Here is a 13,134-nt window from a genome sequence, read left to right as displayed (position 1 = left end):
CTTCTAAGCGCCGGCTTCCAGGTTCATATTCGTTAAGTACATCTCTGAAATGTGAATTTTTCCGTTGTCCCATTAATATGCCATATTCCATATGTGGTTTATACGCAATCTCACATCGACCATCTACTGACAACCAAAAAGGACGCCCAAAAGGGCGCCCTTGAATAGCATTTAAGATTAGTAAGCCAGTGCGAACAAACCGTGAATATGAGCCAAGTAACGGATGTTACTTGCTTCTTTCATCATGGTTGCAGGCAGACCTTTCAGACGAGTCTGGTTGCCACCGATCATGCCGACAGCATCTTTACGACCCAGACTTCCCAGCGTACCGGAGAATACTGGTGTGAAGGATTCCATTGCGCCACCTTTGAACATAACGCCCAAGTTGTGACCAATAGTCTCACCCATTTGCCAAGCCAATTGTGCTGTTGGAGGGTAAGGGCGAGCGCCTTCGCTTGGGAAGACCACTGCGCTGTCACCAGCAACAAACACGTCTTTGTGAGAAGTGGATTGCAGAACTTCCGTAACTTTCGCACGGCCACGGTCCACTTCAATTCCGCTGTTAGCAACAACAGCGTTGCCTTGTACGCCACCTGTCCATACGAGTGTATTCGTAGGGATGGAGCTGCCGTCTTTCAGCAGAACTTCATTTTCTTTCATCTCGGTAATCGCTACGCCAACGATGAAGTTAACGCCACGTTTCTCAAGACTTGATTTCGCACGCTCAACCAGCTCTGGCGGGAAACCTGCCAGGATGGAAGGACCTGCTTCAACCGTGTACAGGGATACTTCTTTGAAATCGATCCCTTTTTCTTGACATACTGCAGGGAGCAGGTCAGCGAATTCGCCAACAAGCTCAATACCTGTCAAGCCGCCGCCACCAATAACAAACGTAGCGTCTGCTTTGTTGCCGGACTGTTTGTAAGCATCAAGACGAGCTTCAACGTGTGCACGAATACGGTTTGCATCGCTAACCGATTTGAGCGTGAAGCTGTACTCTTGCAATCCCGGAATTCCGAAGAATGCCGTTTCGCTGCCCAGAGCAACGACAAGTGCATCGTAAGAGTATGTGGAGCCGCTAGTCATCAGAACTTTCTTTTCGTCCGGCTTGATTGTATCCACCGTATCGATTTTCAAGTTCACGTTTTTGCCACGCAGCAATTTTTCAAGTGGAAGAGCAACAGCTTGTTCAGCAATGCTTCCCGCTGCAAGACGGTGCAGTTCCGTGATAATTTGGTGTGTAGGGTAACGGTTAACGACAGTAATTGTCGCTTCTTCCGGAGACAAGTATTGACGTGCAGTCAATGCAGTCAACAGACCGCCGTATCCTCCACCCAAGATCAAAATTTGCTTCGACATATCCATCCTCCGTTCTTCTAAGTCTTAACGTTTCGGTTGTTGACGCTCGTTCAGGATGCTCAGGAAAGATTGAGCAAAACGAAGCGATTGTTGTACGTTTGGATCTTTGAGCATTTTCAGCATAGCGAACAAGCCAACTGAAGTTTGCTCTGTTTGCGCACGGTCATTGGCTTCGATGGCAGCAGAAGCTACACCTTTAGCTTTGTCTACAACAGGCTTAGCGAACTCGCCCATTGCGCTCATTGTGTCGCTGATCAGAACTTTGTCTGTTGCTACACTTTGTGCAAAGTCATAAGCTTTCGTCATAGCAGTAACCATTTCAGCCAATTTAGGCAGGTTCTCCACCAGAACGGTTAAAGACTCCTGTACCTCAGGCTTCATCAGTTGATCCAGAACGTCCAAGGACTGGCGCTCGGAAACGTTGGCACCTTCTGTAACTGGCACCTCTTGTTGAGTAGGCGATTGTGACATAAGAGAAAGTCCTCCTTTACTTTGGGATAGAAGTCCGCGACTTTCATGATGCCTGTCAAGCAGAGCCGAACCACAAAATACATCGAATACATCTAAATGTACCAAATTTCACACAATAGGATGAGCGTAGCTCATGGCTACTTCCACATCATGCATTGTATCTTGGATCTATTGCGGACAACATGTGTTGACGCACAAAACGACAAGCAGGCCGAAACCGAACTCTATACCCTTATATTACACCTCTTACACATGAACATGAAAAAGAAATTTTTTACACTTGTGAAGATATTGTGAACATTGTAACAAAATCGATTTTTTTGTCAACCCGTTCAGGCAAGCCAAGGCCGCCAATCCTCCTGTCCAAGATCCGCTTTCCTACCACATGTGGTATTAAGACAAGATCACATATGACCAGATGTGCGATATGTACACAAGGAAGGATTGGTTTGCTGAATATTTACAGGAATTGTTTTCCAAATCCAATCATTTCGCGCAACGAAATTGGTCACTGTCGTTATTATGCAGCGTTGAGCTCAGCCTTATTCCATCGTGGAGATATCTTTTCTAGCTCAAGTATGAACCTCTTCGACTGCGAATGCAAAACTTGGGTCAAACCTTTGGCGTTTAGAATGCTGGCATCCCGGTTAATAAGGACTACACCAGACAACGAAGGAGATGTTCGATATGAGTAATTCAACTGGCGATAAAATCAAAGCAGGCGTAAACAAGGCCAAAGGCGAAGTGAAGGATCAGATCGGTAATGCAACCAATAACAGATCCCTTCAGGCTGAGGGTAAAAAAGACAAAGCCAAAGGTGCTGTACAGGATAAAATTGCCGACATTAAAAAAGATCACTAGATCCTTTTGATGTGAGGTCAAGAAGCACGAAGATTTCGTGCAATAGATCGAAGTAAAATAGCCTAACCGTCCCTTTTCGGAGAAAACGGAAGATGAGACGGAGGCGCAAAAAAGCCAAGGAAGGTGTTACTCAATACACCCTTCCCTGGCTTTTTTTGTGCATTTTATACGGCTGGAACTGTGTATCTTGCCATATCAATAATGAAACTGCGCGTTTCCCTTGTTGTATGATATTCACGGCTGAATTGTCTGACCCATTCAGGATGTTCCTGATACCAGCGGAAGGTTTTTTCCAGTCCCTTTTCCAATGTGGTTTGAGGTAACCATCCCAATTCCGCCCGTAATCTACCTGAATGTACGACCAGACTGGACCCTCTGGACTGGGTTGGCTCTTGCTCCCGAATCTCTACAGCAGCTACGGATCGATCCATCGGTTTCAATATATCCCCGATCTCCTGCATGGTTGTTCCAAGCCCTGTCGATATATTATATACCTGTCCGTCTTTGCCTTTTAGCATGATCTGTTCAATGGCCCGGAGGGCATCATCTACATACAAGAAATCACGCACTGCCGATCCCTGAATATCCAGAGGAAGTCCGTCCAGCATCCGACCGAAGTTGCGAGGAATAATACGGTCTGGCAATTGCCACGGACCATAGAGGTTGGTCAAACGAAAGAGTTTGACTGGAAGCTGGTAACATTGAGCGTAGGAATGAGCAAGCATTTCACAGGCGACTTTGGACGCAGAATAAGGAGAGACCGGCGCATACGGATCTGATTCATGATAGACCCTGCCCCAATCGCCGCCATACACTTCAACAGATGATGCCAGCAAGACAGGGATGTGATGTTCGGTAGCATACTGTAAAATAGCTTGGGTGCTGAGTGTATTATTGCGGAAGACTTCCCCGGGTTGGTGATAAGAATAATCCACGTGAGGCATGGCTGCCAGATGAATAATGTAATCTGTTCCAGAAGGCAGATGAATCCGGTCCGATGCAAGGTCACAACAGATGAACGGCATCTCGTGCAGAGGAGAGACGTGAACGAGCCTCTGACAATAATCATCCCGATCCAGAAGGGTAATTCGATGTCCCTTTTGCGCCAAATACTGTGACAGATTGAATCCTACAAATCCAGAAGCCCCTGTAATCACAATGTTCACACACGATTCCCCCTTGCGATTTATACAACGAGTGCATTGAAGAGAGTCTATGTACTGAGTATAACCTTAAAATGATACATTTTGTATCATTTTACAATTGTTTTTTGTTCGTCCTTGCGGATATCGGGTAATTTATCATGAGGTGATATGAGATGAGTGATTGGAAAAAGAATGTAGAGACGTTATATTTTCAGAATAACGGTGTGATTCCCAATCATCCGACCCTGCCTGTGCTTTTGTATAAAAACGTATGGGTTGAAGAGGCTCTTCATGCAGAATCGTTGCTGAACCGTCATGGATGGGGAAATAGCTGGTTGAATGGTGTGTTCAATTATCATCATTATCATAGTAATGCTCATGAAGCTCTTGCGGTGGTGAGTGGATTCGTGAAACTGATTCTAGGCGGAGAACATGGGCAGAAAGTTTATCTTCAAACAGGTGACGTTGTTGTGCTTCCTGCCGGGACAGGACATAAACGACTGGAGGCCAGCGCCGACTTTCGTATTGCGGGTGCCTACCCAGGCGGTATGAGTTACAACACACGTACAGGTGAAGAAAACGATCGCGCCAAGGCTCTTCAGGAAATCCAAGAGGTTCCGATTCCGGATACCGATCCGGTCTATGGGCAGGATGGTCCTCTAATGGAAATTTGGAGTGGGAAGAAGCCATAATACGAATGAAGATCATAAAAATGAATGGTATTGGAAAGGTATTGGACAATGTTCAGACGATGCTGGTTCAGCACTTCACGAAAAACAAATAGACTGTTCCCCGGACATGTAGGAGTTGCTCACCGGAGAACGGTCTATTTAAGTGGGAATTCTAAAAAGCTGGAATTCGAGATACTTTGTGATTATCTTCTTGTATGAGGAAGGAAACGCTCAGGTCTTCGTCTTATTTCAACCTTTTCGATCACGTAGCTTGTTTTCTATCTGTACGTTTCAGCCTTAGGCCCTTTCAGCGTTCGGCAAGCCGAACACTGTAATACCTCATTGCAAGTGGCTTTCCATCCATCTCAAGCTGACCTTGCAGCACCAGTTGTCGTAGACGGTACTCCACGAACGCATCACCTATATGCTGGCTGCTCGTCCCAATCACTTCGCCCACAATACGAGCTGCTCGGATATACTTGCCTGGCTCCCAGTTCGGTGTCAGTTCCCTTACCTTCTGCATAATGTACTCGTCCAACGCATCTTCAGGCAGACTTCGAATCCCGCCATTCTCCATCATACGCAATAGTCCGGGCTGTACCGATAGTTCCAGCCAATCCTGTTCCAGTTGCAGGTGTTCTTGCTTGGACAGCGGCTCTTGCTCAGAGCAGACGTGCCACATCGCCAGAAGCTTCTCAGGAAGAATCTCGCCTGTGTGGAGCACATCATATTGAACGTCAGGTGTATTAAATAATTGCTGATATAAGCCGCTCGTTTCGATCAGATATATAGGACTCTTACTGTCGCGTAATAAATGCATCGCATAGAGCAGTCCCGTCTTCTCACGTGCATTATTCGAATACCAGATGATGATTGACGTTTTGGAATCAAGAGACTGCATTGTGGAGTTAAGCTCAATTAATGATTCAAGTTCATGCATGGCATAAGCCTCGCGGTCACTGAGACACATTCGTTCGGTCAGCCAGAGATGCCTGCGCTGCAGTTCTGCACGATGAGTCAGATCACCTAACGGGCCCACAGCATAATCATCATCCATAGAGAAAAAGCTCCGCTTTTCCTGATTAGGTAAAGTGCTCATTCCCATTTTCAGACTACTCAGAGGTGATTCTCCAAACGTAATATGGATTTCATTTAGCTTGTCGGTCTCAGCCAGAGCTTGTTGTTCCAGCAATTCCAGATCAAAAGGGGGTTCCATATTCCGAAACAGAGACTGTACCGCATCGGCAAAATCCACCTTTTCACCTTGCTCCTCCTGCCGCTTGACCACCTGTGCTGATTTCATATAAAGCACACGCAGAGCTGAACGAAGGTCATTCTCATTCATGCGATTCAACACTCGACTGAAAGCAAAGATATCATCAATCATGCTGATCCTCCTTCAAGCTAACGTCAATATTGACAGAGATTAAATATCTGAACACTGATATTCCTTTTGTTTATGAGGAGATTGACTTTCCAGTTGGTTGATTCAGATCACTCAACTCTTCACCATCTGACGATGACCGGGTAAAGTGTCGCTCCAGTTTGCGGCTTGCCCACAAGGAAACCGCAATGAACAACAATACGCCCACCCAGCGTGCAGGGTGCTCCAGAAATTGTTCCACATTGGAACCGATATACGTCACAGAGAAGATCATGATCGCTTTACCACAGCCCATCGCAAGCAGGAAGGATAATAACCGCATTCGCGCGATCCCTGCCGCCACATTAATAATGACGAACGGACCCACCGGGAAGATACTGAGCAGAAAGACATACCCGAACGCGTTCCTCCGAATCCACACCATGCTGCGTTGCACACGAGGTTTGCGTGCCCACCGTTCCACAAAGGCAGATTTCCCGATCTCCCGTACGATCAGAAATGTCACGGTGCAACCGAGAATCATGCCGATCCATGAATATAAGAACCCTGCCCACAGACCGTATACCGCACCGTTCACGCCCACAATCAACAACGTTGGAAGTGGCGGCACAAATGATTTCATAAACGTAAGCAATATTCCCGGTAACGGGCCGAAAGAGCGAAACTTCTCCAGCCAGAAACGAATATTTTCTTCCGTAATATATGACATAATATCCAATGCTGCTGGGGTCATTAGCATCCATCCAATCTATACAATCTACATTCTTAGGTTTGATGCTCACTATACCTTTCATCATTCAAGTGAATGATGAAGCTTCTTTCACAACTCACTCCAAGTATAACGTACATCTTCCATGAACAACGTTGTCAATTTGAAGAAATTATCGCACAGTGAACTGACGTCCCACCGAAATCAAAATGAAATCCAAAAAGCACACCTCGACCCTCTAGTGGTCTTGGTGTGCTCTTCATATTAAAACCCGATGTTATCTTCGGGAGTATATCATCCTTCTTCCAGCTGTGCTTCCTGCATTGCGAGTTCAATCAACTCTGCCTGATGGGCAGCATTCCATTCAGGAATCCCGGAACGCATGAACTCTTCAGCATCCATTGCCGCTTTGGACTGGTTGCAGAGATTGCAAGCGCAGACACAGTTAAGCGGGGTGGTATGTCCACCTTTGGCACGCGGCAGCAGATGGTCGATTGTATCCCCGTACGATCCACAGAAGTAACAGGTATAGTGATCCCGCGTCAGAATATACCGCTTGAAATCCTTGTTGCTGAACAATCGGCGAATCGTGTACCGATTGACCACCACAGCAGCTTTTTCCTTGACCAGGGTGACCGCAAGTTCCATGTCCACTTCCTGATGCCAGCGACGTCCTTTGTCCGTTTTGCCGCGCATCCGTACCATGCCTTGCCGGTTGGTCCGGAGCGAAGCCGGATCTTCCGGATCGATGGCTGCCGGAGCCGCCGGCGTCTGGCGGCGAGGACGGCCATCCGTGCCAGCCCCGTGACTACGGCTGGCATGCGCGGGCCGCTGCCCGGATGCACCGCGGGCAGCGTCTTCGCCGTTCGCCTTAGGCGCACGCTCCTTGCGCGCCTGGCGCGGCTTGGTCCCTGGCGAGCCAGGCTGGCGCACGGGCGCAGGAGGCCCTGCCTCCGCAGCAGCCCCCGGTGCTTGCCCAGGCTCACGCCCGGTGGCGGCAGGCTGTGCCTCCGCCGCCGTCGGTGCAGCGACCGTGGTTGCATCGCCACGGTCGCTCAGTGTCGGCGCATGGGCCTCAGCAGCGATGCTGCGGGCCTGCCCTGCGCCGGGCGCGAGCGCGCCAGCACGCTTGCGGCGGCGCTTGCGCTTGCGTTTGGCTGCGGTCGGTTGATCCGCAGCCATGGGCTCTGCTGCCGGGCCTTGCGGCTCAGCAGGCAGCAGAGCTTGGTGGGCCGCCGCAGTCTGTTCGGCGGCCTGCACTGCAGCGGCTGCTCGCGCACCAGCCCGCTGTGCAGTGCCCTTTGCATTCGCAGCAGCAGGGTCCTGCGAATGCATTTCCCCACGCCAGCGCTCGCCTGGCTGTGGCTTAGCCAGATCAGTTGCTGCCTCACCCGCCAAACCATCATGCTCCAGACTAGCCTCTTTCTGCGTATTACCTTGCATTCCGTCTGGCTTGCTCTTCCTCCGTCTTCTCCGCTTCTTCCGAATTCCTGAAGAAGGGGGGGAGGAAATCACCAAGTCAGCTTGTTCATCGTCATCCGAAGATGTCGAGTCCAATGTGGGCTCAGGCACTCGACTTCGATCCGGCTCAGTTGACATAATAGATCCCCGCTCCATACCATGAGCGATCTGACCTGCTTCATTTTTCGCAGAGACAGATGATCTGTCCGTAACCGCAGCTCGGGCGACCATGCCATCCCGTTGACGCTCTATCTGTTCACCTGTATGCCCGATTGAACGAGTACCATGTTCAGCCTGTCCACCGAGCTGACGACAGCTGCGGCAGGCTCCCCGCCTGGCTCCGGGACCTGCCCGCTTTCCGGTTCTGCGCCGGAATTCGGACATCACCCGCTGTTGTCCGCAATACATACACGTTTTGCTCAGTCGCGCTTCTTGTTCCGTCTTTCCTTGCCGGAAAGGGGCTGGACCCGTCTCCATGTTGTCACCTCGGTTCCGTATGAATCCGGTTTCTTTCTATTGTATCACATCTGCTCGTGAACACCCTCATGGCCATAGGCCTGATAATCTTTCGAGTTGTACTCCTGTGCCTGTTCATTACATTCGTGAAGAATGTGTTCCACATATTCCAATATATCCTGCATCGGTCTCCCGCATTTTTCGCATGTTGTCATGTTATTCACCTTAACCCTGTTATCTATAATGTATTAACGTTCCGCCATATGATTACCCCTCAACCATGAAAAAGAAACACTCGTTCCCCATAATCCAGATTATCGTATAGATAAAAAAAACCGTTCCTTGTTCTCCCCTAAGGTCGACCAAGAAACGGTTTATTATTCCTGTGTTGGAAATACATATTAACGAACGTCCAGTTGGCCCGAGTTCTGTTGAGGTACCAGTCGCGGTTTCGGTTTCGGCAGATTGCCAAAGATGACCCAAGCATAGGGAACGAACCTTGCCGTCAATCCAACGACAATCCACGAAGCGATCAGCGCTACCCCGAATCCTCCGGCATACCACAGATGCACTAACCAGGAGACTCCTGTTTGCGGTGGAAATTCACGATACACCAGCAGGAAGAAGGGATGAATCAGATAGATCCCAAACGACAGAGCTCCAAGCCGGTTTAGCGGCTTCACGATCAGTGATGGCCCTTTGCGATAGAGCAGATAAGCGACCTGGATCAGGACCAGGGCACAGGCGAAAGTATGAACATTCCAGAAGAATTCATACCATAGTGTGTTATACGTTGCGATCTTCAGACGCAGCAGATAATAGATATACACATGGCCAAGTCCGGCAATGATCCAGACCGCCCAGAGCAGAATCCATGAAGCTACGCGCCCTTTGGTTGCATTGGCCCGACTGATGACGAACCATTGCTTGATTTTAGGGAAATACACCCCGATAAAAGCACCAAGCATGAAATAGGAAAAATACGAGAACGCCCAGCTTCCCTTGTTGGGTACCTGGAATCCATATTTATTACTTACGATGAATGCCCATTGAATCAATAGACCAATTGGTACAGACCATTTCACCACAGAAGGATACTTCTTGAGCAGCCATAACACCAATGGGAATAACAGATAAAATTGCATGTTAATGAATACAAAGTACAGATGCGTATATGCTTTCCCCGTAAACAATTTCGTTATGAAGCTTACAGCCGTTTCGCCGAACGGTCGACCCTGATAGTGCGTGAAGTGCAGAATAACAAAATACATCAATGAGAACAGGAAATACGGAAGCAATATATACACGAATCTTTTCTTGTAAAAATTACTTACGAGTTTCTTATCCAGCGGACGGGAATAATAGTTATAGAACAGTACGAAACTGCTCATGAAAATAAAGGTTGGCGTACCATATTTCATAAAAATATTAATAAAGTTGTACAGCCAGTAGTAGCCTGAGCCCGTCATGTCCACCGTTGCATAAGACGTGGAATGCACGCATAGTACGCCGATAATTGCCATGGCGCGTACCAGATTCAGCTCTGGAATTCGCTCTCTTTTCAGTGTTTCACTCATGTTCACGTTTCTCCTTCATATGTTCGTCAATATGTCAGATATGACTTAATACATTAAAGCTCTCTATCTATTAAAAGCCATATTGCTTAAGAAGGGTAGTCCAATTTCTTAATAATCCCTAAATTTTCATCACATTTCACACTATTTTCATGTCTATATATGTAAAAAAGACCGCGAGTACGCGGTCTTTCGAACATCCTGCTTTCAACCAAATTATTGTTGGTTCGTCCGGATGAGAATGGTAAATCTGGTTAGACACTGAACTCGCCCTGCCCGAGTCTACTTCCCACGACTCGCCAAAATCTGTTTGTACACCTCAATTGCTGCCTGTCTCGATGCCTTGAGATCCACAATGGCATCCTTGCGCGGCTGATGGATGTCTTTGCTGTGCAAGTCTTTCAATTCAGGCAACCACTTACGAATATAATCGCCTTGCGGATCATATTTCTCGGATTGCGTTACCGGGTTGTTCACCCGAAAATACGGAGCAGCATTCTCCCCAAGCGAGGCACACCATAGCCAGTTACCCCGGTTCTGAATGTTGTCATAATCACTCAGCTTGCGCCTGAAATAGGCTTCACCCAAGGTAAACGGACATTGCAGGTTTTTGGTGAGAAACATCGCCGTGAGAATCCGTAGCCGGTTCGGCATATGCCCGGTTTTATTCAGTTCCGTCATGGCTGCATCAATAATTGGAATGCCCGTATCTGCCCTGCACCACCGTTCAAAATGATCATCATGGAGTGACGAGAGATCATACACCTTTTCATATGTAAAATAGTGACTCTCATAGACCGCCCGATACAGATAAAAGTCGCGGAAGCACAGCTGTCTGATCCACTCTCCAGCTTCCGCCGTGCGATTCGCGGCATCGTACATTTTGCGGATCGACACGGCTCCAACCGCTACATACGAACTGAGATGACTCGGCTCGTAAGCCTCATATTCATCCCGATGATCCCCATATTCAGCAATTCGATCCGATAAGAATTGATCCAGCAGGAGATGCGGGTCCTCGTCATTCGAACCACTGCCCTCCAGCAACTCTGAAGGAACCATCATCGCATCCGGCCATTCAATCGGACGATCGCTCACCTTCAACTCGGCAACCGTTGTTGCCGAAGGAGGATTGGGATGTTCATTCATGAATTCCACCCACCGCCGATGAAAAGCCGCAAATACCTTATAAGGCTCCGACTTGCCCGTGAAATTCGCGAATCCATTCAGATCCATCAGCAGATGATCCGTCAGTTGCGTAAAGGGAACCTCGTATGCCTCACTGACTTTGCGTATGGCCCTATCCCGCTCAATTGCATATGGCGTCATGTCCCGATGGACGACAATCTCATCGATCTCGCCTTTGAATTCGTTCAGGATAAAATCAACCACTTCAGCCGGTTTGCCATAAGCAACATGCAGTTTTCGTTTGGCTTCAAGATACTGCCTGCCTAATGCCGCTGCATGCTGTCTAAAATTCACACCGCTGTGTTCCTTCTCTCGGCCTTGCCGCAGGAGAAATGGATCATAGATGAGAACATGCACACTCTCTTCTTCGTGTTCCCGCAAATAATCAAATGCCGCCAGATCATCCGTACGCAGATCTTTGCGGTGTATGAATAGCTTCATGCCTCACCCTCCTGTCTGAACTTCGTTTATTTATCCGTCAGATTCTGATATAACCGGCTTGTCTCCGGCTCCGGCTGATGCCCCAGATCCTCACTTAATGTCAATGTAAATGAATGATATAAACGAAGTATGCCTTGCTGATCATCCATAGATGCATACACTTCCATCATGAGTCGGCAGACTTCTTCCAAATAAGGCTCCCGTTCCTGCAATAACGTTAATTGCTCAATTGCTTCCTTGCCACGACCATGCTCCATATCCCATCTCGCGATGTCCATAACCAGCCCTGTATACTTGCGTCTGAGTTCCCTTGCTTTGGCCTGTGCCCAACGATAATCATGCTCTTCCAGATAATCGGCACGATAGAGTGGAATCATATGTCTCAGATCATCGATATTGTCTGATGTGATGGCGTTGTAGACCATGGCTTTCTCAAATTGATCCACATCACTTACCAGGTTGCCTGATAACAGACGATAGCGGTTCATATTGTACTCCAGCTTGCCTGTCATATTCCATTCCTTAAAAAGCTTTCGAATCTGGTACACGGAGGTATGTAGATGTGTTAGACCTTTTTCCTGGGAAACATCACCCCATAGCTGATCAAGCAGAATCTCCTTGCTTACCCACTCTTCCCTGTGATGAAACAAAAAAGCAAATAGTTCCTGCGCTTTGGTTGTACGCCACTTATGTTTCTCGGCACCCTGTTCTAGGCTTTTATAGATGTCCAGATGTTTGAACGTTAGCAGCCCCGGAACCTCGGTATCCAGCTCCACAGAGACAGGTTCCGATGCCTGTACCTCGGCGCTAGCTGCAACCTGGGAATGATACGACATTATGCCCGCGATCCGATCAATGGTTTTGGCCAATCGTGCGGAGCTTACCGGCTTAAGCACATAATCCAGTGCATGCAGCTCAAATGCCTCAACCGCATGATCCGCATAAGCCGTCACAAAGATGATACGAATACTCTGATCCAATTGCTGTATATATTCAGCCGCTTCCAGGCCATTCATTTCCGGCATTCCAATGTCCAAAAACACAACATCTACACGTTCCTTTGCCAGAAAATGAAGACCATCACGAGCTGTTGAAAAACATTGCACGGATGTAATCCGTCCGTCTGTCCGTAGTAAGCGCTCCAGATGGAGCTGCGCTGGCTTCTCATCATCGATCACAATGGCTCTCACCGTTCTTTCAGCCTCCTGCCATGAAAGATTCAATTAGAATGCCGATTCTATCGGCATCCGCTTATTAGGTCGTGTCTCAAAACTCGCTGAAGTGCATCTTTTACCGCCTTTTCACCCCCTGCTGCGTCACTTTCCCTTGACGTGCCCCGACACGCCTGCGTAAAATTTCCTGGCTTGGAACGAAAATTCGGCAAAATCTGCTTCCTTCGGAGTTTTCAGCCCCT

General features: G+C 48.1%; 12 protein-coding genes. 2 read left to right on the top strand and 10 right to left on the bottom strand.

The window, feature by feature from the left end; translation table 11 throughout:
• Positions 1 to 177 precede the first annotated feature (177 nt).
• Positions 178 to 1,359, bottom strand: coding sequence for an NAD(P)/FAD-dependent oxidoreductase (locus tag ACX9NY_RS25080; RefSeq protein WP_036606574.1), 1,182 nt, complete (start codon positions 1,357 to 1,359; stop codon positions 178 to 180).
• Between the two features lie 24 nt (positions 1,360 to 1,383).
• Positions 1,384 to 1,830, bottom strand: coding sequence for a DUF1641 domain-containing protein (locus tag ACX9NY_RS25075; protein ID WP_017691658.1), 447 nt, complete (start codon positions 1,828 to 1,830; stop codon positions 1,384 to 1,386).
• Between the two features lie 687 nt (positions 1,831 to 2,517).
• On the opposite strand from ACX9NY_RS25075, the gene ACX9NY_RS25070 reads away from it, so the two are divergent.
• Complete coding sequence (locus tag ACX9NY_RS25070; RefSeq protein ID WP_091012520.1) at positions 2,518 to 2,691, top strand: CsbD family protein; 174 nt, start codon at positions 2,518 to 2,520, stop codon at positions 2,689 to 2,691.
• A 164-nt stretch (positions 2,692 to 2,855) separates the two neighbouring features.
• Here the strand turns inward: ACX9NY_RS25070 and ACX9NY_RS25065 are convergent, their stop codons facing one another.
• Positions 2,856 to 3,857 carry an NAD-dependent epimerase/dehydratase family protein gene (locus ACX9NY_RS25065; protein ID WP_339238645.1) on the bottom strand — a complete coding sequence of 334 codons (1,002 nt, stop codon included), beginning with the start codon at positions 3,855 to 3,857 and terminating at the stop codon, positions 2,856 to 2,858.
• A 152-nt stretch (positions 3,858 to 4,009) separates the two neighbouring features.
• Here ACX9NY_RS25065 and ACX9NY_RS25060 point away from each other — a divergent pair, with 152 nt between their 5' ends.
• Entirely contained in the window at positions 4,010 to 4,528 is a 519-nt protein-coding gene (locus ACX9NY_RS25060) for a cupin domain-containing protein (protein ID WP_472475717.1), read from the top strand.
• 286 nt (positions 4,529 to 4,814) lie between these two features.
• On the opposite strand, the gene ACX9NY_RS25055 is transcribed toward ACX9NY_RS25060, so the two are convergent.
• From ACX9NY_RS25055 to ACX9NY_RS25025, 7 genes are all read right to left on the bottom strand, one after another.
• Positions 4,815 to 5,894: a DUF1835 domain-containing protein gene (locus ACX9NY_RS25055; RefSeq protein ID WP_472475715.1), complete on the bottom strand. Its 1,080-nt coding sequence runs from the start codon at positions 5,892 to 5,894 to the stop codon at positions 4,815 to 4,817.
• 70 nt (positions 5,895 to 5,964) lie between these two features.
• Positions 5,965 to 6,624 carry a TVP38/TMEM64 family protein gene (locus ACX9NY_RS25050; RefSeq protein WP_472475713.1) on the bottom strand — a complete coding sequence of 220 codons (660 nt, stop codon included), beginning with the start codon at positions 6,622 to 6,624 and terminating at the stop codon, positions 5,965 to 5,967.
• A gap of 270 nt (positions 6,625 to 6,894) precedes the next feature.
• Positions 6,895 to 8,538: an HNH endonuclease gene (locus ACX9NY_RS25045; RefSeq protein WP_472475711.1), complete on the bottom strand. Its 1,644-nt coding sequence runs from the start codon at positions 8,536 to 8,538 to the stop codon at positions 6,895 to 6,897.
• Positions 8,539 to 8,582: 44 nt separating this feature from the next.
• Complete coding sequence (locus ACX9NY_RS25040) at positions 8,583 to 8,732, bottom strand: hypothetical protein (protein ID WP_210109379.1); 150 nt, start codon at positions 8,730 to 8,732, stop codon at positions 8,583 to 8,585.
• A 186-nt stretch (positions 8,733 to 8,918) separates the two neighbouring features.
• Entirely contained in the window at positions 8,919 to 10,094 is a 1,176-nt protein-coding gene (locus ACX9NY_RS25035) for an acyltransferase (RefSeq protein WP_339238651.1), read from the bottom strand.
• A gap of 279 nt (positions 10,095 to 10,373) precedes the next feature.
• Entirely contained in the window at positions 10,374 to 11,720 is a 1,347-nt protein-coding gene (locus ACX9NY_RS25030) for a cryptochrome/photolyase family protein (protein WP_472475709.1), read from the bottom strand.
• Positions 11,721 to 11,746: 26 nt separating this feature from the next.
• Positions 11,747 to 12,910 carry a response regulator gene (locus ACX9NY_RS25025; RefSeq protein ID WP_339257896.1) on the bottom strand — a complete coding sequence of 388 codons (1,164 nt, stop codon included), beginning with the start codon at positions 12,908 to 12,910 and terminating at the stop codon, positions 11,747 to 11,749.
• Positions 12,911 to 13,134: the final 224 nt, after the last annotated feature.

This window comes from Paenibacillus sp. CB74, from assembly GCF_055687625.1.
This window is presented reverse-complemented; position numbering and strand designations above follow the sequence as displayed.

Excerpts from the sequence above, each read along its gene's own strand:
- ACX9NY_RS25070 (WP_091012520.1), top strand. The coding sequence starts at position 2,518 with ATGAGTAATTCAACTGGCGATAAAATCAAAGCAGGCGTAAACAAGGCC.
- ACX9NY_RS25035 (WP_339238651.1), bottom strand. The coding sequence starts at position 10,094 with ATGAGTGAAACACTGAAAAGAGAGCGAATTCCAGAGCTGAATCTGGTA.
- ACX9NY_RS25040 (WP_210109379.1), bottom strand. The coding sequence starts at position 8,732 with ATGACAACATGCGAAAAATGCGGGAGACCGATGCAGGATATATTGGAA.
- ACX9NY_RS25055 (WP_472475715.1), bottom strand. The coding sequence starts at position 5,894 with ATGATTGATGATATCTTTGCTTTCAGTCGAGTGTTGAATCGCATGAAT.
- ACX9NY_RS25045 (WP_472475711.1), bottom strand. The coding sequence starts at position 8,538 with ATGGAGACGGGTCCAGCCCCTTTCCGGCAAGGAAAGACGGAACAAGAA.
- ACX9NY_RS25075 (WP_017691658.1), bottom strand. The coding sequence starts at position 1,830 with ATGTCACAATCGCCTACTCAACAAGAGGTGCCAGTTACAGAAGGTGCC.
- ACX9NY_RS25030 (WP_472475709.1), bottom strand. The coding sequence starts at position 11,720 with ATGAAGCTATTCATACACCGCAAAGATCTGCGTACGGATGATCTGGCG.
- ACX9NY_RS25080 (WP_036606574.1), bottom strand. The coding sequence starts at position 1,359 with ATGTCGAAGCAAATTTTGATCTTGGGTGGAGGATACGGCGGTCTGTTG.
- ACX9NY_RS25060 (WP_472475717.1), top strand. The coding sequence starts at position 4,010 with ATGAGTGATTGGAAAAAGAATGTAGAGACGTTATATTTTCAGAATAAC.
- ACX9NY_RS25050 (WP_472475713.1), bottom strand. The coding sequence starts at position 6,624 with ATGACCCCAGCAGCATTGGATATTATGTCATATATTACGGAAGAAAAT.